Raw genomic sequence first — 22,526 nt, 5'->3', positions numbered from 1 at the left:
CAAAACTGACAATTGCCAGAATCATTAATGCCGAAAAAACAACCCAACACCCAAAAGATGAGGGGCATACAAACTAATTCATCGACTATGACACACTGTTGAGTTCTCAAGTATCAGACGCACACCTCTGGAGACCGTTTCCGGCCTCTTGCGGGGCTACTGGCTGCTCTCCCTCCGGACCCTCTCGGGCCGTTCTGGGGCAACCCGGAGAACATTACGGGCTGTCCCCAGAGACGTCAACTCGGGGGTCGTTTGGCGGGTCGGTAGGCGCTCACGGAGGGCTCTCCAGGCGTCCAGAACCGCCACGGACGCTCCGGGGCCGCGCGCAGTCCGACCCTCGGCCCGGCCTCGACCACGGGCGGCGGCGTGCCCACCTCGAGGGTGATCTCGCCCGCCGTCAGGTCGGTGCCGTCGTGGCTCAGCGCGATGTCCAGGGCGCGGCAGAGCCGGGCCGGTCCCCGCGCCAGGTCCCGGTCGCTGGAGCCGGGGCGCCGGGCTCGTGCGAGCTCCAGGCCGTCGACGACCTCGCCGGCCCGGAGCAGGATGCCGCCGGCGGTGCCCTCGGGCCCGGCGACGGCGTTGGCGCACACGTGCATGCCGTAGGTGAAGTAGCAGTACAGGTGCCCGGGTGAGCCGAACATCACAGCATTGCGCCGGGTGCGGCCGCGGAACGCATGGGACCCGGGGTCGTCCGCGCCGGCGTACGCCTCGACCTCGGTCAGCCGCACGGCGACGTCCCCGTGCCGGAGCACCGCGTTGAGCAGCAGCGGCGCCACCTCCTCGGGACGCCCCAGCAGGAGGCGCCGAAGCTCAGGCGAGGCGCTCACGGTAGGCGGCTGCGCGCTCCAGGAGCTCCTGGAGCTGCTCTCGCACGCGGACGGGGGCCGTGCCGCCGCGGCCATCGCGCGAGGCCACCGAGCCCTCCACGGTCAGCACCGAGCGCACGTCGGGGGTGAGGGCCGGCGAGATCTCCGCGAACTGCTCGTCGGTGAGCTCGTCCAGCTCGACGCCGAGCTCCTCGCAGCGCTGCACGCAGGCGCCCGCGACCTCGTGGGCGATCCGGAACGCCACCCCCTGGCGGACCAGCCACTCCGCCACGTCGGTGGCCAGGGAGAACCCCTGGGGCGCCAGCTCGGCGAGCCGCTCGGTGTCGAAGCGCAGCGTGGCGACCATGCCGGAGAACGCCGGCAGCAGGACCTCGAGGGTGTCGACGGAGTCGAACACCGGCTCCTTGTCCTCCTGCAGGTCCCGGTTGTAGGCCAGCGGCAGTGCCTTGAGCGTGGTCATCAGGCCGGTGAGGTTGCCGACCACGCGGCCGGCCTTGCCGCGGGCCAGCTCGGCGATGTCGGGGTTCTTCTTCTGGGGCATGATGCTCGACCCCGTGGACCACGAGTCGTGCAGGCGGACGAAGCCGAACTCGCGGGTCGACCAGAGGATGACCTCCTCGGCGAGCCGGCTGACGTCGACGCCGACCTGGGCGGCGACGTAGGCGAACTCCGCGACGAAGTCGCGGGCCGAGGTGCCGTCGATCGAGTTGGCCGACGACCCGGTGAAGCCGAGCTCCGTGGCGACCCGGACCGGGTCGAGGCCGAGGCTGGAGCCGGCCAGGGCACCGGAGCCGTACGGCGAGTCGGCGGCGACCCGCGCGTCCCAGTCGAGCAGCCGGTCGACGTCGCGCAGCAACGGCCAGGCGTGGGCCAGGAGATGGTGGGCCAGCAGCACCGGCTGGGCGTGCTGGAGGTGGGTGCGCCCCGGCATCACGACGTCGAGGTGGTCGCGCGCCTGGCCCGCGAGCACGTCGACGAGGTCGAGCACGAGCCCCGCCACGACCCGTCCGTGGTCGCGCAGGAACACCTTGAACAGGGTGGCGATCTGGTCGTTGCGGCTGCGGCCGGCACGGATGCGGCCGCCGACGTCGGCCCCCACCTCGGCCAGGAGCAGGCGCTCGAGCGCGCCGTGGACGTCCTCGTCGCTGGGGTCCGGGTGCAGCTCGCCGGCGACGTAGCGCTCCCCGAGCACGTCGCAGCCCCGCAGCAGCTCCGCCAGCTCCTCGTCGCTGAGCAGCCCGGCACGGTGCAGGGCGCGCGCGTGGGCGCGCGAGCCCGCCAGGTCGTAGGGGGTCAGCCGCCAGTCGAAGTGGGTCGAGCGTGAGAGTGCGTCGAGCTCGGGAGAGGGACCACCGGCGAACCGGCCGCCCCAGAGCTTGCCCTCGTTGGTCCCCTGTCGCGCCTCGGGGGGCGTCTCCTCGGCCATCAGTCGGTCCCTGCCTCCATGGCGGCGCGGTCGAGCGCCTCGTCCTCGGCGGTGGCCGCCTCCGGGTTGTAGGTGATCCGTTCCGCGCCGCCCGCGGGCAGCTCGCCGAAGAGGGTGCCGTGCTCGACCAGCACCTGGCCCTGGTCGAGCGGCTGGCCGGCGTACAGCTCCAGCTTGGCGCGCGAGTCGGCGATGTCGAGGTTGCGCATCGTCAGCTGGCCGATGCGGTCGGTCGGGCCGAAGACGGCGTTGTCGGTGCGCTCCATGGACAGCTTCTCGGGGTGGTAGGAGAACGCCGGGCCGTCGGTGCGCAGGACCGTGTAGTCCTCCCCGCGGCGCAGCCGCAGCGTCACCTCGCCGGTGACCAGGGAGGCGATCCAGCGCTGGATGCCCTCCCGCAGCATCAGCGCCTGGGGGTCCAGCCAGCGGCCCTCGTAGAGCAGCCGGCCGAGCTGGCGTCCCTGCGTGTGGTAGTTGGCGATCGTGTCCTCGTTGTGTACGGCGTTGAGCAGCCGCTCGTAGGCGGCCCAGAGCAGCGCCATGCCGGGCGCCTCGTAGATGCCGCGGGACTTGGCCTCGATGATGCGGTTCTCGATCTGGTCGCTCATGCCCAGCCCGTGGCGCCCGCCGATGGTGTTGGCCTCGTGCACCAACGCCACCGCGTCGTCGTAGGTCGTGCCGTCGATGGCGACCGGGCGACCGGCCTCGAAGCGGATCGTCACGTCCTCGGTGGGGATCTCCACGGCGGGGTCCCAGAAGCGCACGCCCATGATCGGCTGGACCGTCTCGAGCGAGACGTCGAGGTGCTCGAGCGTCTTGGCTTCGTGGGTGGCGCCCCAGATGTTGGCGTCGGTGGAGTAGGCCTTCTCCTGGCTGTCGCGGTAGGGCAGGCCGCGCTCGGTGAGCCACTGGCTCATCTCGGTGCGGCCGCCGAGCTCGTGCACGAAGTCGGCGTCGAGCCACGGCTTGTAGATGCGCAGGTCGGGGTTGGCGAGCAGGCCGTAGCGGTAGAACCGCTCGATGTCGTTGCCCTTGAAGGTCGACCCGTCGCCCCAGATGTCGACGCCGTCCTCGTGCATCGCGCGCACCAGCATGGTGCCGGTGACGGCGCGGCCCAGCGGCGTGGTGTTGAAGTAGGCGCGCCCCCCGGACCGGATGTGGAAGGCGCCGCAGGCCAGGGCGGCCAGCCCCTCCTCGACGAGCTGCGGGCGGCAGTCGACGGCGCGCGAGAGCTCGGCGCCGTACTCCAGGGCGCGCAGGGGCACCCCGGAGATGTCGGGCTCGTCGTACTGGCCGATGTCGGCGGTGTAGGTGCAGGGGACCGCCCCCTTGGCGCGCATCCACGCGACCGCGACCGAGGTGTCGAGGCCGCCGGAGAAGGCGATGCCGACACGTTCGCCGACGGGGAGGGTGGTCAGGACCTTGCTCACGTGGGTTCCTCTGCTTGCAGTGCGGTGGTGGACGGGGGTGCGGGGACCTCGGCGAGCGCCAGGAAGCGCCGGGCCAGGTCGTCGCCGCCGGTGGGGTCGCGGCCGATGACGAGGACGGTGTCGTCGCCGGCGATGGTGCCGAGGACGTCGGGGAACTCGGTCTTGTCGAAGGCCGACGCCAGGAACTGGGCGGCGCCGGGAGGAGTGCGCAGCACGACCAGGTTGGCCGAGGAGTCGGCGCTGACCAGCAGGTCGGCGCACAGCTTCGCGAGGCGCTGGATCGAGGCGTGCGTCTCGCGCGGAGGCAGGGCGCGGCGGTCGCCGCCCTCCCCCGGCACGGCGTAGACGAGGGCGCCGGAGCCGTCGCGCACCTTGACCGCCTCGAGCTCGACCAGGTCGCGCGAGAGCGTCGCCTGGGTGACGTGGACGCCCTCGGCGGCCAGCAGGTCGGCGAGCTCCCCCTGGGAGCGCACCTCGCGGTGGGTGACCAGGTCGATGATCAGCTGGTGCCGGGCGTTCTTGGTGGCCGGGCGCAACACGTCATCCATCGCTGTCTCCGGCGGCACCGACCAGGTAGGTGAGGACGGCCTTCTGGGCGTGGCGGCGGTTCTCCGCCTCGTCCCAGACCACGCTCTGCGGGCCGTCGAGCACCTCGGCGGCGATCTCCTTGCCGCGATAGGCGGGCAGGCAGTGCAGGACGAGGGCTTCCGGGCCGGCGTGCGCCAGCAGCTCCGGGGTCAGGCGGTAGCCGGCGAGCACGCGCTCCCTGGCCGCGGACTCCCCCTCCTTGCCCATCGACACCCAGGTGTCGGTGACGACCACGTCCGCGCCGGTGACGGCCGCGACCGCGTCGTGGGTGCCGGCGACCGAGCCGCCGGCGTACGACGTGATGGCGGTGGCGCGGGCGAACATCTCCTCGCTCGGCAGGTAGCCCTCGGGAGCGGCCAGGATGACGTGCATGCCGGCGGTGGCGCCCGCGAGCAGCCAGGAGTTGCCCATGTTGCAGGCCGCGTCGCCGAGGAACGCCACGCGCAGCCCGGCCAGCTGGCCGCGGTGCTCCTGCACGGTGAGCAGGTCGGCGAGCAGCTGGCAGGGGTGGAACAGGTCGGTCAGCGCGTTGACGACGGGGACGCCCGCGTGCTCGGCCATCTGCTCCAGCGCGGACTGCTCGAAGGTGCGCCACACGATCGCGGAGGCCTGCCGCCCCAGCACCCGCGCGACGTCCGGCACCGACTCGCGCACGCCGATCCCCGCCAGCGCCCCGTCCACGAGCATGGGGTGCCCGCCGAGCTCGGCGATGCCGGCCGCGAAGGAAGCCTGCGTGCGCAGGGTCGGCTTGTCGAAGATCATCGCCACGGTCCGCGGCCCCGCCAGCGGCTTCGCGTCGTACGGCGCGGCCTTGAGCTCGGCGGCCAGGCGCAGGACCTGCGCCTGCTCGTCGGGGCCGAGGTCGTCGTCGGCGAGGAAGTGCCTCATGCGCCCATCACCTCGTCCAGGAGCAGCGGCCACTCGGCCAGGAACGCGTCGGCGTCGTCCCGGCTGAGCACCAGCGGCGGCGCCAGGCGGATCCGGCTCGGCGTCGGGTTGTTGACGATGAAGCCGCGGGCGAGGGCGGCGGCGGCGACCTCGGCCGAGACGTCGGCGTCCAGGTCGAGGCCGATGAGCAGGCCCTCGCCGCGCACCTCGGTGACGCGGGGGTCAGCCGCCAGCCCGTCGCGGAGCCGCTGCCCGAGCACGGTGACGTGCTCGAGCAGGCCCTCGGACTCGATCGTGGCGATGACCGCGAGCGCGGCCGCGCAGGCAACCGGGTTGCCGCCGAACGTGGTCCCGTGGTTGCCCGGCTCAAGCAGCGTGCCGGCCTCCCCCACGCCGATGCAGGCCCCGATCGGGAAGCCGCCGCCCAGGCCCTTGGCCAGCGTCACGACGTCGGGCCGTACGCCGGAGGCGGCGTGCGCGAACCAGGCGCCGGTGCGGCCCATGCCGGTCTGCACCTCGTCGAGCCACAGCAGCGCGCCGTGCTCGTCGGCCACCGCACGGGCGGTGGCGAGGTAGCCGCCGGGCGGCACCACGACGCCCGCCTCCCCCTGCAGGGGCTCGAGCAGGATCGCGGCGGTCCGATCGGTGACCGCCGCGGCGAGCGCATCGACGTCGCCGTACGGCACGAACGTGACCTCGCCGGGCAGGGGTGCGAACGGCGTGCGGTAGGCCTCTTTGGAGGTCAGCGCCAGGGCGCCCATCGTCCGGCCGTGGAAGCCGCCCTCGGCGGCGACGACGTGGGTGCGGCCGGTGCGGCGGGTCAGCTTGAAGGCGGCCTCGTTGGACTCGGCGCCGGAGTTGGTGAGGAAGACCTTGCCGGGGCCGGCGTCCAGGAGGGCGAGCAGCCTCTCGGCGAGCTCGACCTGCGGCGGGGAGGTGAAGAGGTTGGAGACGTGGCCGAGCGTCGACAGCTGCGAGGTGACGGCCTCGACCAGCGCCGGGTGGGCATGACCGAGCGCGTTGACGGCGATGCCGCCGAGCAGGTCGACGTACTCCTTGCCGTCGGCGTCCCAGACGTGGGCGCCCGCGCCGCGCACCAAGGTGAGCTTGGGCGGGCCGAAGGTGTTCATGAGCGAGGCGGCGTACCGCTCGCCCCAGGTCGCGTCGGTCATCACGGGGTGTCCCTCGCCTTGCGCGTCTTGGTCTCGACGCCGGGCAGCACCTGGGTGCCGACGCCCTCGTCGGTGAAGAGCTCGAGCAGCACGGCGTGCTGCTGACGGCCGTCGACCACGGTCGCGCGGCTGACCCCGCCGCGCACGGCCTGGAGGCAGGCGCCCATCTTGGGCACCATGCCGCTCGCCAGGCTCGGCATCAGCTCGGCGAGCGCGTCGGGACTGATCTCGCCGATGACGTCGTCGGAGCTCGGCCAGTCGAGGTAGAGGCCCTCGACGTCGGTGAGGACGAGCAGCTTCTCCGCGCGCAGCGCGACCGCCAGCGAGGCGGCGGCGAGGTCGGCGTTGACGTTGTGGACCTGGCCGAGGACGTCGGGAGCCACGCTGGACACGACCGGGATCCGCCCGGCCTCGATGAGGTCGAGCACCGACTCCGGCCGCACGCTGGTGACCTCGCCGACGAGCCCGAGGTCGACCTCCTCGCCGTCGACGATGGTGTTGGTCTGCTCGGCGGTGAACAGCCCGGCGTCCTCACCGGAGAGACCGACGGCGAGCGGGCCGTGCTCGTTGATCATGCCGACGAGCTCGCGCTGGACCTGGCCGACGAGCACCATCCGCACGACCTCCATCGCCTCGGGGGTGGTGACCCGCAGGCCGCCACGGAACTCCGACTCGATGCCGAGCTTGTCCAGCATCCGGGAGATCTGCGGGCCGCCGCCGTGCACGACGACCGGCTTGAAGCCGGCGAAGCGCAGAAACGCGATGTCCTCGGCGAACGCGCGCTTGAGGCCGTCGTCGGTCATGGCGTTGCCGCCGTACTTCACCACGACGATCTTGTCGTGGTAGGCCTTCAGCCACGGGAGGGCGCCGGCCAGCACGGCGGCCTTGGCGGGGTCGGGCTTGCCGAAAGTCTGGGTCATGAGGAGTAGGCACTGTTCTCGTGGACGTACGCGTGGGTGAGGTCGTTGGTCCAGACGGTCGCACGGGCGTCGCCGGACTTGAGGTCGATCGTCACGCTGACCTCGCGGGGCTTCAGATCGACTTCGGCAGGGTCGGCCGCCGGTGTGGAGCGGCGGCATACCCAGACGCCGTTCATCGCGACGTCGAGGTCGGCCGGGTCGAACGTCGCCTGCGTCGTGCCGATGCTGGCGAGCACCCGCCCCCAGTTGGGGTCGTTGCCGAACACGGCGGCCTTGAAGAGGTTGCTGCGGGCCACGCTGCGGGCCGCCTCGACCGCATCGTCCTCGGACGCCGCGTTGAGCACGGTGATCGCGATCTCGTGGTCGGCCCCCTCGGCGTCACGAAGCAGCTGCATCGCGAGGTCGGAGCAGGCCTGGGTCAGCGCGTCGGTGAAGTCCGGCAGGGTCGGGGTGATGCCGCTGGCGCCGCTGGCCATCACGGTCACGGTGTCGTTGGTGGACATGCACCCGTCGGAGTCGAGCCGGTCGAACGTGACCCGGGTCGCGGCGCGCAGCGCGGTGTCCAGGTCGGCGGCTGGCACGACGGCGTCGGTGGTCAGCACGACCAGCATCGTCGCGAGCTGCGGCGCCAGCATGCCGGCGCCCTTCGCCATCCCGCCGATGGACCAGCCGGCGCCCTCGACGACGACCTGCTTGCTCACCGAGTCGGTGGTCATGATCGCGGCCGCCGCGTCGGCGCCGCCCTCCCGCGACAGTGCGCCGTACGCCGCGTCCACGCCGGCGAGCAGCGCGTCGCGGTCGTTGGCCAGGCCGATGAGACCGGTCGAGCAGACGACGACGTCGCCGGCGCCGACCCCGACGACCGTGCCGACCTTCTCGGCCACGGCGTGCGTGGTCTGGAAGCCGTCGGGGCCCGTGTAGCAGTTGGCCCCGCCGGAGTTGAGGACGACGGCACGCACGACCCCGTCCTTGACCACCTCCTGGCTCCACAGGATCGGGTTGGCCTTGCAGCGGTTGGCCGTGAAGACACTGGCCGAGTCGTACGTCGGCCCGTCGTTGACGACGAGCGCGAGGTCCTGCGCACCGGAGGACTTCAGGCCGGCGGCGACGCCTGCGGCGCGGAATCCGGCGGGGGTGGTGACGGTCATTTCTTCTTCTTCCGGGCGGGTTCGACGGGGACGGCGAGGTTGACGGTGTGCCCCCGTCGTCGCCACGCCTCCGCGGCGTCCTCCGCCTTGGCCACCGGGACCAGGATCCAGTCGGTGTCGTACGTCGAGATCGTGAACACGCTGATCTCCGCCTCGGCCAGCGGCACCAGCAGCGACGCCAGCACCCCGGTGAGGGCGAGGTCGAGAGGCCCCATGAGGGCGAAGGCGGTCATGCCCTTCTGGGCGACCTGCTTGGTCGGCACGCTGCGCCCGGCGCAGACCAGCGAGGTCTCGGTGGCCGTGGCCGTGATCGAGAAGAGGGAGGAGGACTCCGCCCACTCCGGGATCTCCGCGCCCGGCGGCAGCTTGACCACCGCAAGCTTCTCGGGGAACTGCTGCAGCGTGTAGACCGGGCCCTCGGCCTGGTCGGTGGTCTGCTCATCGGTCATGGTGCGATCCCTACGGTGGTCAGGCCGAGGCTCTCTTCGAGCCCGAGCGCGAGGTTCATGCACTGGACGGCGGCGCCGCCCGTGCCCTTGGCGAGGTTGTCGACGGCACCGACGACGACCAGGCGGCCGGCGACGGGGTCGACGGTCACCTGGAGGTGGACGGCGTTGGAGCCGATGACGGACTTGGTCTGCGGCCACTGTCCCGCCGGCAGCACGTGCACGAAGGGCTCGTCGGCGTAGGCCTTGGCGTAGACGGCGTACGCGTCCTGGACCGAGACGTCGCCGCGCAGCGGCGCGGAGCAGGTGGCGAGGATGCCGCGCGGCATCGGGACCAGCAACGGGGTGAAGCTGACCCGCACCCGCTCGCCCGTGAGCGCGGAGAGGTTCTGGGTGATCTCTGGGGTGTGCCGGTGGCCGCCGCCGACGCCGTAGGCGCTGGCATTGCCCATGATCTCGCTGCCGAGCAGGTGCGGCTTGGCCGCCTTGCCCGCGCCGCTGGTGCCCGAGGCCGCCACGACGACGACGTCCGGCTCGACCAGGCCGGCGGCGACGGCCGGGGCCAGCGACAGGGTGGAGACCGTCGGGTAGCAGCCGGGGACGGCGATCCGGGTCGCGGCGGCGAGCACCTCGCGCTGACCGGGCAGCTCGGGCAGCCCGTAGGGCCAGGTGCCGGCGTGGGCGCCGCCGTAGAAGCGCTCCCACTCCCCCGCGTCGCGCAGCCGGAAGTCGGCGCCGCAGTCGACGACCACGGTGCTGTCGGGCAGCTGCGCGGCGAGCTCGCCCGACTGCCCGTGGGGCAGCGCCAGGAACACGACATCGTGGCCGGCCAGGGTCTCGAGCGTCGTCGGCTCCAGGACGCGGTCGGCTAGGGGGACCAGGTGCGGCTGGAGCGAGCCCAGCAGCTCCCCCGCATTGCTGCCGGCGGTGAGCGCGCCGATCTCCGCCTCGGGGTGGGCCAGCAGGAGGCGCAGGACCTCGCCGCCGGCGTACCCGGAGGCACCGGCCACGGCTACCGTGAACGTCATGTGCATGACTATACAGATCTCTGCATGTTCATGTGCACCAGGTTTCCTGGGGCCGAGAAAACCGGACGCAGCACGTCCGAGTCTCGCTCTACGGTAGCGAGCATGAGCCGACTCGACTTCCCGGAGTACCTCGAGCACCTGCGCCGCGACTCGGCGCGGTTCCGCGACGTGCTGGCGACCTGCGACCCGGCGGCACGGGTCCCGGCGTGCCCGGAGTGGGACGCCGCCGACCTGTTGTGGCACCTCGCCGGGGTGCAGCGCTTCTGGGCGGGCCGCATCCGCTCGCGGCCGGCCGCCCCCGCCGAGGCAGACTTCGCCGAGCCGGAGCGCCCCGACTCCTACGGTGAGCTCCTCGCCTACTTCGACGAGCAGTCCGCCGCGCTGCTGGCGCAGCTCGAGGTCGCCGAGCCCGCTGAGGCCGCGTGGTCCTGGGCGCAGGAGCGGACGGTGGGGTTCACCTTCCGCCGCCAGGCCCAGGAGGCCCTGATCCACCGCCTCGACGCCGAGCAGACCGCAGGGTGCGTGACCGACCTGGACCCGCGCCTGTCCGCGGACGGCGTCGCCGAGCTGATGGAGGTCATGTACGGCGGCGCGGCGCCGCCGTGGGGTCGCACCGAGCTCGGTGACGCGCTGGTCCGCATCGACATGACCGACGTCGCCCGGTCTCTCTACGTCAGACCGGGGATGTTCTACGGCACCGATCCGGAGTCCGGCAAGGTCCACGACGGCCCGCACCTCGCCCTGGACGAGCCAGGAGACGCCGACGCCACCGTCCGGGGCCGCGCGTCCGACCTCGACGCCTGGCTGTGGCGGCGCCGCGACGACGCCGGCATCGAGGTGAGCGGCGACCGGACGGCGTACGACGCCCTGATGCGGGCGGTCAGCGAGCCGCTGGACTGACCGCCCTGGAGTCGTGCGGCAGGATCGAGGCCATGACCACGCCCGAGCCCTACCGCGCCGCCGACGACCGCTACGACTCCCACGCCTACCGCCGCTGCGGCCGGTCCGGCCTCAAGCTGCCGGCGGTCTCCCTGGGGCTGTGGCACAACTTCGGAGACGACAAGCCCATCGAGACCCAGCGGGCGATCCTGCGGCGCGCGTTCGACCGCGGCGTCACCCACTTCGACCTGGCCAACAACTACGGCCCGCCCTACGGCTCGGCGGAGACCAACTTCGGACGCATCTTCGCCGACGACTTCCGGCCCTACCGCGACGAGCTGGTCATCTCCACCAAGGCCGGCTACGACATGTGGCCGGGGCCCTACGGCGAGTGGGGCTCGCGCAAGTACCTGCTCGCCTCGCTCGACCAGAGCCTGGCGCGGATGGGCCTGGAGCACGTCGACATCTTCTACAGCCACCGCTTCGACCCGCAGACGCCGCTCGAGGAGACCATGGGCGCGCTGGCGACCGCGGTGCAGTCGGGCCGGGCGACCTACGCCGGCATCTCGTCGTACTCCGCCGAGCGCACGCGCGAGGCGGCCGGGCTGCTGCGCGAGATGGGCGTGCCGCTGCTGATCCACCAGCCGTCGTACTCGATGCTCAACCGGTGGGTGGAGGACGGCGACCCCTCGCTGCTCGACGTGCTGGGCGAGGAGGGGGTGGGGTGCATCGCGTTCTCCCCGCTGGCCCAGGGCATGCTCACCGACCGCTACCTCGACGGCATCCCCGAGGGCTCGCGCGCCGCCCAGGGCAAGTCGCTCGACCCGTCGCTGCTGAGCGAGGAGGCACTCGCCCACGTACGCCGGCTCAACGAGCTTGCGCGCGACCGCGGCCAGTCGCTGGCGCAGCTGGCGCTGGCCTGGGTGCTGCGCGACCCACGGGTGACGTCGGTGCTGATCGGGGCCAGCAGCGTGGCCCAGCTCGACGACAACCTCGCGGTGCTCGACCGCCTGGAGCTCTCCGATGCACAGCTCGACGCCATCGAGCAGGACGCGGTGGACTCCGGCATCAACCTCTGGGCGGCCTCCTCGAAGTCCTAGCGCGGCGGCGGGAGACCGGCGTGAAGGCGCGGTGAAACCGCGCGGAGCCAGGATGGTGACATGACCACACGCACCCCCCGAGCCGGCTCCGACCAGCCGGCCGTGCAGGCCATGGGCCTGGTGAAGAGCTTCGGCGCCAACCGCGCCGTCGACGGCATCGACCTCGAGGTCGCCCGAGGCGAGGTCTTCGGGGTGCTCGGCCCCAACGGCGCCGGCAAGACCACGATGCTGCAGATGCTGGCGACGCTGCTGACCATCGACGCCGGCGAGGCCAGGATCTTCGGCAAGGACGTGCGGCGCGAGCCGCACGTCGTACGCCGCCTGATCGGCCTGACGGGGCAGTACGCCTCGGTCGACGAGAACCTCACCGCCTCGGAGAACCTCCTGCTCTTCGGCCGCCTGCTCGGGCTCGGCTCCCGGCGCGCGCGCCTCGTCGGCGCAGAGCTGCTCGGGCAGTTCGGCCTGGAGGACGCCGCCGACCGCCCGATCTCGCAGTTCTCCGGCGGCATGCGGCGCCGGCTGGACCTCGCGGTCAGCCTCATCACCCGCCCGCCGCTGATCTTCCTCGACGAGCCCACCACGGGGCTCGACCCACGCACCCGGGGACAGATGTGGGAGACGATCCGCGGCCTGGTCGCCGAGGGCTCCACCGTGCTGCTCACCACGCAGTACCTCGACGAGGCCGACCAGCTGGCGCACCGGATCGCGGTCATCGACCGCGGCCGCAAGGTCGCGCAGGGGACGCCCGACGAGCTCAAGAGCCAGGTCGGCAGCTCGACCCTCCAGCTGCGCCTGGCCGACCCCAGCCGGACCGCTGCCGCGGTCGACGTCGTACGCCGGGTTGCCGGCGACGAGCCGCTGCTCACCCCCGAGGCGGGCGGCATCAACGTCGCCATGCGCGATGCCAACCTGGCCGCGGACGTGCTCATCGGCCTGCGCAGCGAGGACCTGCTGATCACCAGCGCCACGGTCCAGAAGCCGACCCTCGACGAGGTGTTCCTGGCACTGACCGGGCACGGCGCCGAGGACCCGAGGGCCACCACCGATCCCGACTCCGACCCGAAGCTGGAGGCCGTCCGATGACCACCGCCCTGGAGCACCCTGCCATGGCGCAGACCCTCGCCGGGCTGGACGACCTGCCGTCGCATCCCTCGCTCGCGGAGACGCTCAGCCAGACCATGACCCTGGCGTGGCGCGCCACCATGAAGATGCGGCGCAACTTCGAGCAGATGTTCGACGTGACGATCCAGCCGCTGCTGTTCACGGCGATGTTCGCCTACATCTTCGGCGGTGCCATCTCCGGCGACGTCGACGCCTACCTCCCCCTCATCATCACCGGCCTCATCGGCCAGACGGTGCTGACGGCCTGCATCGCCACCGGCGTACAGCTGCGCGAGGACATGGACAAGGGGGTGTTCGACCGCTTCAAGTCGCTGCCGATCGCCCGCATCGCACCGCTGGCCGGCCCGATGCTGGCCGACATGCTGCGCTACCTCATCGCCTCGGTGCTGACGTTCGGCGTCGGCATCGCGATGGGCTACCGCCCCGGTGGCGGGCCGCTCGGCGTCGCCGGCGCGATCCTGCTGGCCGTCCTCGCCGGCTGGTCGCTGGCCTGGATCTTCGCGTGGTTCGGGACCGTCGGCCGCAACGCCCAGGGCGTGCAGGGCATCTCGCTCATGGTGATGTTCCCGCTGACCTTCCTGTCCAACGCATTCGTCCCGACGCAGACGATGCCGAGCTGGCTGCGGGCCTTCGCCGACGCGAACCCGGTCTCCCTGGTGATCACCGCGATCCGTGACCTCGCCAACGACGGCGCCGTCACCGCCCACGTCGGCTGGGCCTTCCTCGGTCTCGCCGTCGTCGTGGCCGTCTTCGCCCCCCTGACCGTCCGGTCCTACTCCCGGCGCATGTGACCGACCCGTCACCAACTGACGGGATTCCCCGCTGACCCGTCAGAGGGTGGCGACGAGGGCACGGGCTTCGTCGATGAGGTCGGGTCCGCTGCGGTCGGCGTACTCGGCACGGAGGCGCTCCAGCTCGCCCGGGGCGGCCCGCTCGACGAGCTCGGCGGTGCGCTGCCACGCGAGGATCGGCGTGAACCGGCTGTAGGAGAAGCGCCGCGCCAGCGCCAGCAGGCGCGCCGCGTCGCGGAGGGGCACCTCCTCACGGACCAGGCCCCAGGCGCCGAGGGCATAGAGGACCATGCCCGCGGTCGGGTACTCGAGCGGCTGCCGGGCCGGGTCCAGCACGAGGGCGGCCTTGATCCGCAGGGTGTCGTAGAGGTCGCGGCCCTCGTCGCCGCGGGCGTGCAGCGCGTACGCCGTCGTGGCCGCCGCCTCGCCGAACAGCGTCCAGCTCTCCAGCCCGGTGGTCTTGCCCAGCCCCGGGAACCGGAGGTCGCGCAGCTGCTCCATCGCGAGCCGGAACAGCGCCAGCCCTTCGGGGATCTCTGCGCGTCTGAGGGCGAGCTCGGCACGGCAGGCGGTGATGATCACGCCGGAGCCGAAGCCCGCGGTGTTGCGGCTGTTGAGCTCGGTCACCCGGTCCACGAGCTGCTGCGCCTCGTCGAGGCGTCCGGCCTCGATCGCGGCGCTGGCCAGGATCGCGCGGGTGGAGATCGAGTCGTCCCACGCCTCGAGCCGGTCGAGCACCGGGATCGCGGCCAGGGCATGGGCGGCTGCCTGCTCGGTGTTGCCGAGCTGCTCGTGCAGGCCGGCGAGCTGGGTGCGCACGAGGGCCCGACTCCAGGGTCCGTCCTCCTCGCGCCACAGCGCCAGCGCGCGGTCGGCCATCGCGACCGCGCCCAGCAGGTCCCCCGCCGCCTCGCGAGCGCGCATGCCCCAATGCCGCGCCGACATGGCGACGCCACGGTCGGAGGACTCCAGCAGCTCTGCGAGCGCCTGCGGAGACGGCTCGGGGTCGTGCGGGTCGAAGGCGCGCATCACCGTGACCAGGGCGGTCGTGGCGGGGCGCCGCGCCAGGTCGCCGTAGTCGTCGAGCAGCGCGCGGCAGGCCGCCGGGGTCTCGGCCTGCGCGATCACGGTGTTGGTGGTCAGGATCGCGGCCGCGTCCAGCGCGTCCTGCACCTCCTCCGCGGACGGCGTCCAGCCCGCGACCAGGTCCTCCATCGCGGCGCCGAGGGCGAAGACGCGGGGATGCTCGCCCTTGATGTTCCAGTAGTTGCCCAGGCCGGCGAACACCCGAAGCGCGGTCGTCCTCTCGGCGCGGGCCAGGGCGAGTCGCAGCACGTCGGCGAGGTTGCCCTCCTCGCGGGACAGCTCGTCCATGACCTCGAACTGGCGCACCGAGTAGAGGTCGTCGATCACCCCCTCGGTGAAGTCCCGGGCCCAGGTCAGCTGTGCGGTCAGCGCGTCCTCCTCGCGCCCGGAGGCGGCGAGCCGCTGTCGGCCGAACTCGCGAACCGTCTCGAGCATCCGGTAGCGCACCGTCCCCGCCGCGTCGACCACCGACAGCAGCGACTGGTCCACGAGCGACTGCACCGCCGACAGCGCGTCACCCGGCAGCACCGCCTCCGCGGTGGCGAGGGTGAACCCGTCGTGGAACACCGACAGCCTCGCGAGCGCGTCCCGCTCTCGCTCGCCGAGCACGTTCCACGACCAGTTGATGACGTTCAGCAGTGTCTGGTGGCGGTCCGGCCTGCTGCGGTCGGCGCCGCTGAGCAGGCCGAACCGGTCGTCCAGCCGGCGGGCGATGTCGTCGACGGACATGGCGCGCACCTTGGCGGCGGCCAGCTCGATCGTGAGCGGGAGCCCGTCGAGCCGGGCCACGACCCGTCGTACGGCGTCGGTGTCGAGGAGGACCCCGGGACGGGCCGCGGAGGCCCGCTCGACGAACAGCTCGCGGGCGGCCGCCTCGTCGAGCTGGGCCAGCGGGAAGACCTTCTCGGCCGCGATCCCCAGGGGCGCCCGGGTGGTGGTCAGCACCCGGAGCCGGCCGCACACGGCGACGAGGTGGGCGACCAGGTCCGCGACGGCTCCGATGACGTGCTCGCAGTTGTCGAGGATGAGCAGGGTGGGCGCCTGGTCGAGCTGGGCGGCGATGCGGCTGCGGACGTCGTGCAGCCCCTGGGGGCTCAGCACTCGGCGCCCGCTCACCGAGTCGCGCACGCCGAGGGCGGAGCCCACCTCGACGACCACGTCCTCCGGCGAGGTCACGCCGACGAGCTCGACGAAGTGCACCACCTGCTGCTCGGCCTCGCGGCCCAGGAGGTGAGCGAGGCGGGTCTTGCCGAGCCCGCCCGGCCCGAGGATCGAGGTCACCCGGGCGTCGCGCAGCGCCGCCCGCAGGGCCCGGAGGTCCTCGTCGCGCCCGACCAGGGAGGTGGAGTCGTAGCGCAGCCCGGAGCGCACGGGGTTGTCCGCGGCGAGCAGCTCGCCGTGCACCGCCTGCAGCACCGGGCCGGGGTCGACGCCCAGCTGCTCGGCCAGCGCGCTGCGGTGAGCCTCGTAGCGCTGCAGGGCCGCGGGCGCACCGTGGACGGCGAGCTCGCTGCGCAGCAGCGCGGCCATCGTGACCTCGTCCGGGTGGGGTACGGCGCCCAGGTGCCGCAGGGCGTCGGCGTGCTCGCCGCGCGCCGAGCAGGCGCGCCCTAGCACGGCCGTTGCGACGCCCAGGCGCTCGCGCGCCCGTACGCGCAGCTCCTCGAGCGGACCCGGCTCCCCCGGGCCGGCCACGGCCACGGCCAGCGCGGCTGCGGCCAGGTCTCGCGCGGCGACGGTGTCCCCGGCATCCTCCGCGCGACATGCCCGGTCGACCAGTGCGCCCTGCACCAGCGCATCGACCTCGTCGGGAGCCACGCCCAGCGCGTAGCCCTGCTCCAAGCGCAGTACGGCGCCGCGGTCGGTCTGGGCACGGGCTCGCGAGACCACGACCTGCAGGGCCTTGGCCGCACCCGCGGGGCGGTCCTCCCCCCACACCTCGTCGACGAGCCTCGCCTCACCCACCGCGCGGCCGCCGGCGGCGACCAGCGCCGCGAGCAGGGCCCGCGGCCGCTCGCCCCGGATCGGCGCGCCCCTCCACGACGCGCCGTCGAGGAGGGCGAGATCGCTCATGCGCTAGCGCTGCACCGCGCCGCAACGCTCGGCGGCCACGGCGACGGCCGCGTCGCGCGCGGCGCCCGTGTCCTCCTCGGTGAGGGTGCGGTCCGGCGCACGGAAGCGCAGCGCGAACGCGAGCGACTTGCGCCCCTCCCCGATCTGGTCGCCGGTGAAGACGTCGAAGAGCCGGATCGACTCCAGCAGGTCGCCGGCTCCGTCCCGCAGAGCCGCCTCGACCTCGGCCACCGTGGTGGCGGCATCGACGACGAGAGCGACGTCCTCCTTCGCCAGCGGGAACGACGACAGCTCGGGTCCGGCGACCACGTCGACCGCACGGCTCATCAGGAAGTCGAGGTCGAGCTCGACGGCCGCGCTCCGCGCCGGCAGCCCGAACGCCTTGCAGACCTTCGGGTGCAGCTCGCCGGCGTGGCCGAACTCGATCCCCCCGACCTCGAGGCGGGCGCAACGCCCGGGGTGCCACGGAGCGCGCGAGGCCGATGCCACCGTGAGCTCCACGCCCAGGTCCGCGGCGAGCCGGCGCACCAGCGCCACGCTGTCCGCCCAGCCGCTCTCGCGCCCCGGGCCCCACCACCCGGGCCGCTCGCTCTCGCCGGCAAGCACGAGGCCGAGGTGGAGCGGCTGCTCGGGCAGCGCCTCGAGGAGCTTGGCCAGGTCGGCGTCGTCGGGGCGGCGGTCGACGCCGTAGATCGGCGCCGGGCCCCGGTCGACCGGGAAGGCCACCGTGCCGGTCTCGAAGAGCGCGACGCCGGGCGCACCGCGCCCGAGGTTGCGAGCCGCGGCCTTCAGCAGACCCGGCAGCAGGGTCGTCGTGTACGACGGCTCCTCCGACGAGATCGGGTTGGCCAGCCGGACGGTGCGCCGCAGCACGTCGTCGGCCGGAAGCCCGAGCGCATCGAAGGCCGCCTCGCCGACGAACGGGAAGCTCACGACCTCGACGCAGCCGGCGCCGGCCAGGACCCGCCCGACCCGACGGCGCAGCCGCTGGGTCCGGGTCAGCCCGCGCCCGGCGGCTTCGCGGGGCAGCACCGACGGCACCTGGTCGTAGCCGACGATGCGGGCGACCTCCTCGACCAGGTCGTAGGGGTCGGTGACGTCGGGTCGCCAGGTCGGCGGGGTGACGGTGAGGCGCCGGCCGTCGGCCTGCACCGCGCAGCCGACCGCCTCGAGGTGCGCGACGGTGGTCTCGGGCGTGATCGGCATGCCCGTGATGCGCGCCGGCAGGTCCGCGTCGATCTGGATGGCCGGCGACTCGGGGACCACCCCGACCAGGGTGGCGCCGGGCTCGATCGTGCCGCCGCCGTACGTCGTCAGCAGCTCGGCGACCCGGTCCGCGGCGACGGCCGGGAGCAGCGGGTCGACGCCGCGCTCGTTGCGCTTGCCGGCCTCCGAGGAGAGCTTGTGGCGCTTGCCGGTGCGGAACATCGAGACGGCGTCCCAGTGGGCGGCCTCGATCACGACGTGCGTGGTGGCCTCGGAGAGCTCGGTGGTGGCCCCGCCCATCACGCCGGCCAGGCCGATGGGGCCGGATCCGTCGACGATGACCAGGTCCTCCTCCGACAGGACCCGGCGGACGCCGTCGAGGGTGGTGAGCCGCTCGCCCTCGACGGCCCGGCGCACGCGCAGCGCGCCGTCGAGCCGGTCGCCGTCGTAGCCGTGGATGGGCTGGCCCAGCTCGAGCATGACGTAGTTGGTGACGTCCACGCCCAACGAGATCGGGCGCATGCCGGCCTGCTGGAGGCGCCGCGCCATCCAGGCGGGGGTCGGGGCGGTGGGGTCGAAGCCGGTGACCCGCCTCGCGGCGAAGACCGGGCACCCGGCCGGGTCCTCGATGATGACGGGGTAGCCGTCGGCGTCGGGTGCGGGCACCTCGCGCGCCGCCGGATCGTGGAACGGCACGCCGTAGGCCAGGGCCGCCTCGCGGGCGACGCCGCGCAGCGAGAGCGCGTAGGCGCGGTCGGGGTTGATCTCGAACTCGATGATCTCCTCGTCGAGGCCGAGCAGCCCGAAGGCGCTCTCGCCCGGGACGCCGGCGTCGGCCGGCAGCACGATGATGCCGTCGTGATCCTCGCCGAGGCCGAGCTCCGCAGCCGAGCAGATCATCCCGGCCGAGGTGTGGCCGTAGGTCTTGCGCGCGGAGATCGCGAAGTCGCCGGGCAGGACCCCGCCGGGCAGGACGACCACCACGAGATCACCGGGGGCGAAGTTGTGGGCGCCGCAGACGATGCCCTGCGGCTCGCCGGTGCCGTTGGCGTCGCCGACGTCGACGGTGCACCAGTTGATGGTCTTGCCGTTCTTCTGCGGCTCGGGCTCCATCGTGAGCACGCGGCCCACCACGAGCGGACCGGTGATCGCCTCGCCGGGCCGCTCGATCGCCTCGAGCTTGAGCCCGAGCGCGGTCAGGCGCGCGGTCAGCTCGTCGGTGGTGACCTCGGCCGGCAGGTCGACGTACTCCCGGATCCAGGAGACGGGGGTCTTCATCCCTACAGCTCGCTTCCGAAGGCGGTGGTGAAGCGGACGTCGCCCTCGAACAGCGCCCGCAGGTCCTCGAGTCCGTGCCGGAACATCAAGGTGCGGTCGATGCCCATGCCGAAGGCGAAGCCGGAGTAACGCTCCGGGTCGACGCCGCAGGCGGTGAGCACGCGCGGGTTGACCACGCCGCAGCCGCCCCACTCGATCCAGCCCTCGCCGCGGCAGGTGCGGCAGGCGTCGGAGTCGACCCCCCGGCAGACGAAGCAGACCAGGTCCACCTCGGCGCTGGGCTCGGTGAAGGGGAAGTACGACGGCCGGAAGCGGGTCGTGATGCCCTCGCCGAACATCGCGGCGGCGAAGTGGTCGAGCGTGCCCTTGAGGTGGGCCATCGAGATGCCCTCGTCGATGGCCAGCCCCTCGACCTGGTGGAACATCGGGCTGTGCGTGGCATCGTACTCGTCGGTGCGGAAGACCCGGCCGGGGCACACGACGTAGAGCGGTGGCTCGCGGGTGAGCATGGTGCGCGCCTGGACCGGAGAGGTGTGGGTGCGCAGCACCAGATGGTCCTCGGCGGGTGCGGTCCAGAACGTGTCCTGCATGGTGCGAGCAGGGTGGTCGGGACCGAGGTTGAGCGCGTCGAAGTTGAGCCATTCGGCCTCGATGACCGGGCCCTCGGCGACCTCCCAGCCCATCGCCACGAAGATGTCGGCGATCAGCTCCGATCCGGTGGTCAGCGGGTGGCGCGCGCCCACGGGCAGGCGGTCGGTCGGGACCGTGACGTCCACGGTCTCCTCGGCCAGCATCCGCTCCTCGTGCTCGGCCTCCAGCACCTCCTGGCGAGCCGTCAGCGCCTGGTTGACCGCGCCCCGGGCCTGCCCGATCCGCTGTCCGGCCTCCTTGCGCGCCTGGGGCGGCAGCGCCCCGATCTCGCGGTTGGCCAGGGCCAGCGGCGAGCGGTCCCCCGCGTGCTCGAGGCGGGCCTGCTTGAGCTCCTCGAGGTCGCGGGCCGCGGCGAACGCCGCCAGCGCGGCGTCTCGGGCGGCGGTGACCTCTTCGGGCTGCAAAGCACTGACCTCCACGGGGTCGTAGTCGCTGTTGGGTCCGGACACGGGGTGAAGTCTAGGAACGTCCCTCGACGCCGCGCGAACCGGTTGTCACTCTGCCTGCCGTAGGGGGTCCGCCGGGCCGGGTGCGCTCTCCCGCACGAGCAGCCGGTGCGGCACCACGAGGTCGCGACCGGGCAGCGCGTGGTCGCGCATCCGCTCCTCCAGGCAGCGCAGGGCCAGCTCGGCGAGCCGCTGCTTGTCGGGGCCGACGGTGGTGATGCTCGGGACGGCGTAGCGACCGGCCTCGATGTCGTCGAAGCCCACGAGCGCCACGTCCTCGGGCACCCGCAGGCCCAGGTCCGCGCAGGCGCGGAGCGCCCCCAGCGCCAGCTGGTCGGTGAAGCAGAACAGCGCGTCCGGCAGTTCGTCGAGGCCGGCGAGGCGCCGCATCGCGCGGACCCCGTCCTCGTGGTGCAGCCGCTCGACCGCGACGTGCAGACGCTGGTCGTCCGGTACGCCGGCCTCGGCCAGCGCGTCGCAGTGGCCGGCCAGCCGGTGCTGGGCCGTCTGGTTGCGCAGGTGCGGCTGCAGCCCCACGGCGGCGATCCTGCGGCGCCCGGAGGCGAGCAGGTGCCGGGTGGCGCTCGCGGCGGCCACCCGGTTGTCGACCGCGACGTGGTCCACGGCGCCCACGCCGGGCTGCTCCCCCAGCATCACGACCGGCGGCGCGGCGGTGCGGCGCGAGATCTCATCTGCGGTCATCGACCACGGGCTGAAGATCACCCCGTCGACGCCCTGACCCCGCGCCCCGTCGAGGAGCTCGCGCTCGCGCGGGCCGCTGCCGTCGGTCTGCTCGATGTGCACCGTCCACCCCCGGGCCTCGGCGGCACGCACGACGTGGGCGGCCAGCTCCGCGAAGTACGGCGAGTCGATCTCCGGGACGACCAGGCCGATCACCTCCGAGCGGCCACGGCGCAGCTGACGGGCGGCCACGTTGGGGCGGTAGCCGAGCTCCTCGATGGCCATGAGCACCCGTCGCCGGGTGCGCTCGGCCACGACCTCGGGGGTGTTGACGACGTTCGACACCGTGCGCACCGAGACCCCGGCGCGGACGGCCACGTCCTTGAGCTTGGCTGGCATGAATCCGTACCTCCCGGGCACAGGGTATTGCAACGTGGCATTGCAACGTTGCAAGCTGGACCCCGACACCCGACTCGGCAGGAGTACCGATGACGACCACCGCAGCACTCGACGTCCCGATCGACACGGACGTCATCTCGTCCACCATCCACACCGACGGCATCATCGGCTGCAAGTCCGCGTTCTCACGCGAGTGGGTCGAGCAGCTCCGCGAGGACGTGGAGGTCGCCTTCGAGGAGGCCCGCTCGCGCGAGGGCGGCGCCGTCGGGCGGGGCCCCCACCGCTACTACGTCGAGATCCATCCCGAGGCCCTGCGCGGCTTCGTCGACCTGGTCGACCACCCGTGGGTGCGCGCGGTCTGCGAGACCGTCCTCGGACCCGACTACACGATCGTGGAGGTCGGCTTCGACATCCCGTTCGCCGGCGCCGTCAACCAGCCGTGGCACCGCGACTTCCCCAGCCCACGCGAGACGCTCGAGGAGAAGCGGCTGACGTCACTGGCCTTCAACGTCACCTGCGTCGACACCGCGGAGGACATGGGCCCCTTCGAGGTCGCGCCCGGGACCCACTGGGACACCGGGGAGGACTTCGAGCACGGCATGTTCCCGCCGAAGTCGGCCTACTCTCGCTACGAGGAGCTGGCCGTGCGCAAGTACCCACAGAGGGGTGACGTCTCCGCGCGATCCGCGCTGACGGTGCACCGGGGCACGCAGAACCACTCGGAGAAGGCCCGTCCGGTCCTGGTGCTCGGCGTCGACGCCCCGGGCGCCGGCAACGACGAGAAGCACGATCTGGCCGTGACCCGGGCGCTCTGGGACAGGCTGCCCGAGCGGGTGCGCCGACACCTGTCGTGCCCGGTGGTCGAGGAGCTCACCCCGATCACCCAGAAGCACACGATCGAGGGCCTGGTGATGGGCGAGGCCTGAGCCTGCCCGCGGTTC

The 22,526-nt window shown here is 72.9% G+C and carries 19 protein-coding genes; 5 read left to right on the top strand and 14 right to left on the bottom strand.

Features of this window, described 5'->3' with window-relative positions; translation table 11 throughout:
- Positions 1-236 precede the first annotated feature (236 nt).
- From LRP67_RS13320 to argC, 10 genes are read right to left on the bottom strand one after another with little or no spacing between them, the layout of a single operon-like run.
- Positions 237-827 (bottom strand): DNA-3-methyladenine glycosylase, encoded by a 591-nt coding sequence (locus tag LRP67_RS13320; RefSeq protein ID WP_231270644.1) that lies wholly within the window; start codon positions 825-827, stop codon positions 237-239.
- Positions 811-2,253: an argininosuccinate lyase gene (argH, locus tag LRP67_RS13315; RefSeq protein ID WP_231270643.1), complete on the bottom strand. Its 1,443-nt coding sequence runs from the start codon at positions 2,251-2,253 to the stop codon at positions 811-813. The genes LRP67_RS13320 and argH overlap by 17 nt, the downstream gene beginning before the upstream one ends.
- Positions 2,253-3,683, bottom strand: coding sequence for an argininosuccinate synthase (gene argG / locus LRP67_RS13310; RefSeq protein WP_231270642.1), 1,431 nt, complete (start codon positions 3,681-3,683; stop codon positions 2,253-2,255). The genes argH and argG overlap by 1 nt, the downstream gene beginning before the upstream one ends.
- Positions 3,680-4,231, bottom strand: a complete 552-nt coding sequence (locus LRP67_RS13305; protein WP_231270641.1) for an arginine repressor — start codon at positions 4,229-4,231, stop codon at positions 3,680-3,682. The genes argG and LRP67_RS13305 overlap by 4 nt, the downstream gene beginning before the upstream one ends.
- Complete coding sequence (gene argF, locus LRP67_RS13300) at positions 4,224-5,159, bottom strand: ornithine carbamoyltransferase (protein ID WP_231270640.1); 936 nt, start codon at positions 5,157-5,159, stop codon at positions 4,224-4,226. The genes LRP67_RS13305 and argF overlap by 8 nt, the downstream gene beginning before the upstream one ends.
- Positions 5,156-6,331: an acetylornithine transaminase gene (locus LRP67_RS13295; protein ID WP_231270655.1), complete on the bottom strand. Its 1,176-nt coding sequence runs from the start codon at positions 6,329-6,331 to the stop codon at positions 5,156-5,158. The genes argF and LRP67_RS13295 overlap by 4 nt, the downstream gene beginning before the upstream one ends.
- A complete protein-coding gene (gene argB / locus LRP67_RS13290; protein WP_231270639.1) occupies positions 6,331-7,251 on the bottom strand; it encodes an acetylglutamate kinase in 921 nt (306 codons plus the stop codon). Before argB ends, LRP67_RS13295 begins: the two co-directional genes overlap by 1 nt.
- Positions 7,248-8,399: a bifunctional glutamate N-acetyltransferase/amino-acid acetyltransferase ArgJ gene (argJ, locus tag LRP67_RS13285; RefSeq protein WP_231270638.1), complete on the bottom strand. Its 1,152-nt coding sequence runs from the start codon at positions 8,397-8,399 to the stop codon at positions 7,248-7,250. Before argJ ends, argB begins: the two co-directional genes overlap by 4 nt.
- A complete protein-coding gene (locus LRP67_RS13280) occupies positions 8,396-8,848 on the bottom strand; it encodes an ACT domain-containing protein (RefSeq protein WP_231270637.1) in 453 nt (150 codons plus the stop codon). Before LRP67_RS13280 ends, argJ begins: the two co-directional genes overlap by 4 nt.
- The gene (gene argC / locus LRP67_RS13275; RefSeq protein ID WP_231270636.1) at positions 8,845-9,873 is read right to left on the bottom strand and encodes an N-acetyl-gamma-glutamyl-phosphate reductase; all 1,029 of its coding nucleotides are present in this window, start codon (positions 9,871-9,873) and stop codon (positions 8,845-8,847) included. The genes LRP67_RS13280 and argC overlap by 4 nt, the downstream gene beginning before the upstream one ends.
- Positions 9,874-9,975: 102 nt before the next feature.
- Here argC and LRP67_RS13270 point away from each other — a divergent pair, with 102 nt between their 5' ends.
- Genes LRP67_RS13270 through LRP67_RS13255 form a run of 4 tightly spaced genes read left to right on the top strand, consistent with a single transcriptional unit; the run spans position 9,976 to position 13,765 of the window.
- Positions 9,976-10,773 carry a maleylpyruvate isomerase family mycothiol-dependent enzyme gene (locus LRP67_RS13270; protein WP_231270635.1) on the top strand — a complete coding sequence of 266 codons (798 nt, stop codon included), beginning with the start codon at positions 9,976-9,978 and terminating at the stop codon, positions 10,771-10,773.
- 32 nt (positions 10,774-10,805) lie between these two features.
- On the top strand, positions 10,806-11,852 hold the full coding sequence (gene mgrA / locus LRP67_RS13265) for an L-glyceraldehyde 3-phosphate reductase (protein ID WP_231270634.1): 1,047 nt from the start codon (positions 10,806-10,808) through the stop codon (positions 11,850-11,852).
- A gap of 60 nt (positions 11,853-11,912) precedes the next feature.
- Positions 11,913-12,935: an ATP-binding cassette domain-containing protein gene (locus LRP67_RS13260; RefSeq protein ID WP_231270633.1), complete on the top strand. Its 1,023-nt coding sequence runs from the start codon at positions 11,913-11,915 to the stop codon at positions 12,933-12,935.
- The gene (locus tag LRP67_RS13255) at positions 12,932-13,765 is read left to right on the top strand and encodes an ABC transporter permease (protein WP_231270632.1); all 834 of its coding nucleotides are present in this window, start codon (positions 12,932-12,934) and stop codon (positions 13,763-13,765) included. Before LRP67_RS13260 ends, LRP67_RS13255 begins: the two co-directional genes overlap by 4 nt.
- A 39-nt stretch (positions 13,766-13,804) precedes the next feature.
- On the opposite strand, the gene LRP67_RS13250 is transcribed toward LRP67_RS13255, so the two are convergent.
- The 4 genes from LRP67_RS13250 to LRP67_RS13235 are packed head-to-tail and all read right to left on the bottom strand — an operon-like array spanning position 13,805 to position 21,585.
- A complete protein-coding gene (locus LRP67_RS13250; protein ID WP_231270631.1) occupies positions 13,805-16,924 on the bottom strand; it encodes an AAA family ATPase in 3,120 nt (1,039 codons plus the stop codon).
- 3 nt (positions 16,925-16,927) lie between these two features.
- Entirely contained in the window at positions 16,928-19,408 is a 2,481-nt protein-coding gene (gene pheT / locus LRP67_RS13245; protein ID WP_231270630.1) for a phenylalanine--tRNA ligase subunit beta, read from the bottom strand.
- A gap of 2 nt (positions 19,409-19,410) precedes the next feature.
- Positions 19,411-20,508, bottom strand: coding sequence for a phenylalanine--tRNA ligase subunit alpha (pheS, locus tag LRP67_RS13240; protein WP_231270629.1), 1,098 nt, complete (start codon positions 20,506-20,508; stop codon positions 19,411-19,413).
- Positions 20,509-20,553: 45 nt separating this feature from the next.
- On the bottom strand, positions 20,554-21,585 hold the full coding sequence (locus LRP67_RS13235; protein WP_231270628.1) for a LacI family DNA-binding transcriptional regulator: 1,032 nt from the start codon (positions 21,583-21,585) through the stop codon (positions 20,554-20,556).
- Positions 21,586-21,674: 89 nt separating this feature from the next.
- Here LRP67_RS13235 and LRP67_RS13230 point away from each other — a divergent pair, with 89 nt between their 5' ends.
- The gene (locus tag LRP67_RS13230; RefSeq protein WP_231270627.1) at positions 21,675-22,511 is read left to right on the top strand and encodes a phytanoyl-CoA dioxygenase family protein; all 837 of its coding nucleotides are present in this window, start codon (positions 21,675-21,677) and stop codon (positions 22,509-22,511) included.
- The last annotated feature ends 15 nt before the right edge of the window (positions 22,512-22,526 follow it).

The organism is Nocardioides sp. cx-169, assembly GCF_021083605.1.
Lineage (GTDB): Bacteria > Actinomycetota > Actinomycetes > Propionibacteriales > Nocardioidaceae > Nocardioides.
Note: the sequence above shows the minus strand (reverse complement) of the source record. Positions and strands in the feature narration are given on the sequence as shown.

Coding starts and splice junctions, on each gene's coding strand:
- argH (WP_231270643.1), bottom strand. CDS start 2,253: ATGGCCGAGGAGACGCCCCCCGAGGCGCGACAGGGGACCAACGAGGGC.
- LRP67_RS13305 (WP_231270641.1), bottom strand. CDS start 4,231: ATGGATGACGTGTTGCGCCCGGCCACCAAGAACGCCCGGCACCAGCTG.
- argF (WP_231270640.1), bottom strand. CDS start 5,159: ATGAGGCACTTCCTCGCCGACGACGACCTCGGCCCCGACGAGCAGGCG.
- LRP67_RS13295 (WP_231270655.1), bottom strand. CDS start 6,331: ATGACCGACGCGACCTGGGGCGAGCGGTACGCCGCCTCGCTCATGAAC.
- argB (WP_231270639.1), bottom strand. CDS start 7,251: ATGACCCAGACTTTCGGCAAGCCCGACCCCGCCAAGGCCGCCGTGCTG.
- argJ (WP_231270638.1), bottom strand. CDS start 8,399: ATGACCGTCACCACCCCCGCCGGATTCCGCGCCGCAGGCGTCGCCGCC.
- LRP67_RS13280 (WP_231270637.1), bottom strand. CDS start 8,848: ATGACCGATGAGCAGACCACCGACCAGGCCGAGGGCCCGGTCTACACG.
- argC (WP_231270636.1), bottom strand. CDS start 9,873: ATGACGTTCACGGTAGCCGTGGCCGGTGCCTCCGGGTACGCCGGCGGC.
- LRP67_RS13270 (WP_231270635.1), top strand. CDS start 9,976: ATGAGCCGACTCGACTTCCCGGAGTACCTCGAGCACCTGCGCCGCGAC.
- mgrA (WP_231270634.1), top strand. CDS start 10,806: ATGACCACGCCCGAGCCCTACCGCGCCGCCGACGACCGCTACGACTCC.
- LRP67_RS13260 (WP_231270633.1), top strand. CDS start 11,913: ATGACCACACGCACCCCCCGAGCCGGCTCCGACCAGCCGGCCGTGCAG.
- LRP67_RS13255 (WP_231270632.1), top strand. CDS start 12,932: ATGACCACCGCCCTGGAGCACCCTGCCATGGCGCAGACCCTCGCCGGG.
- LRP67_RS13250 (WP_231270631.1), bottom strand. CDS start 16,924: ATGAGCGATCTCGCCCTCCTCGACGGCGCGTCGTGGAGGGGCGCGCCG.
- pheT (WP_231270630.1), bottom strand. CDS start 19,408: ATGAAGACCCCCGTCTCCTGGATCCGGGAGTACGTCGACCTGCCGGCC.
- LRP67_RS13235 (WP_231270628.1), bottom strand. CDS start 21,585: ATGCCAGCCAAGCTCAAGGACGTGGCCGTCCGCGCCGGGGTCTCGGTG.
- LRP67_RS13230 (WP_231270627.1), top strand. CDS start 21,675: ATGACGACCACCGCAGCACTCGACGTCCCGATCGACACGGACGTCATC.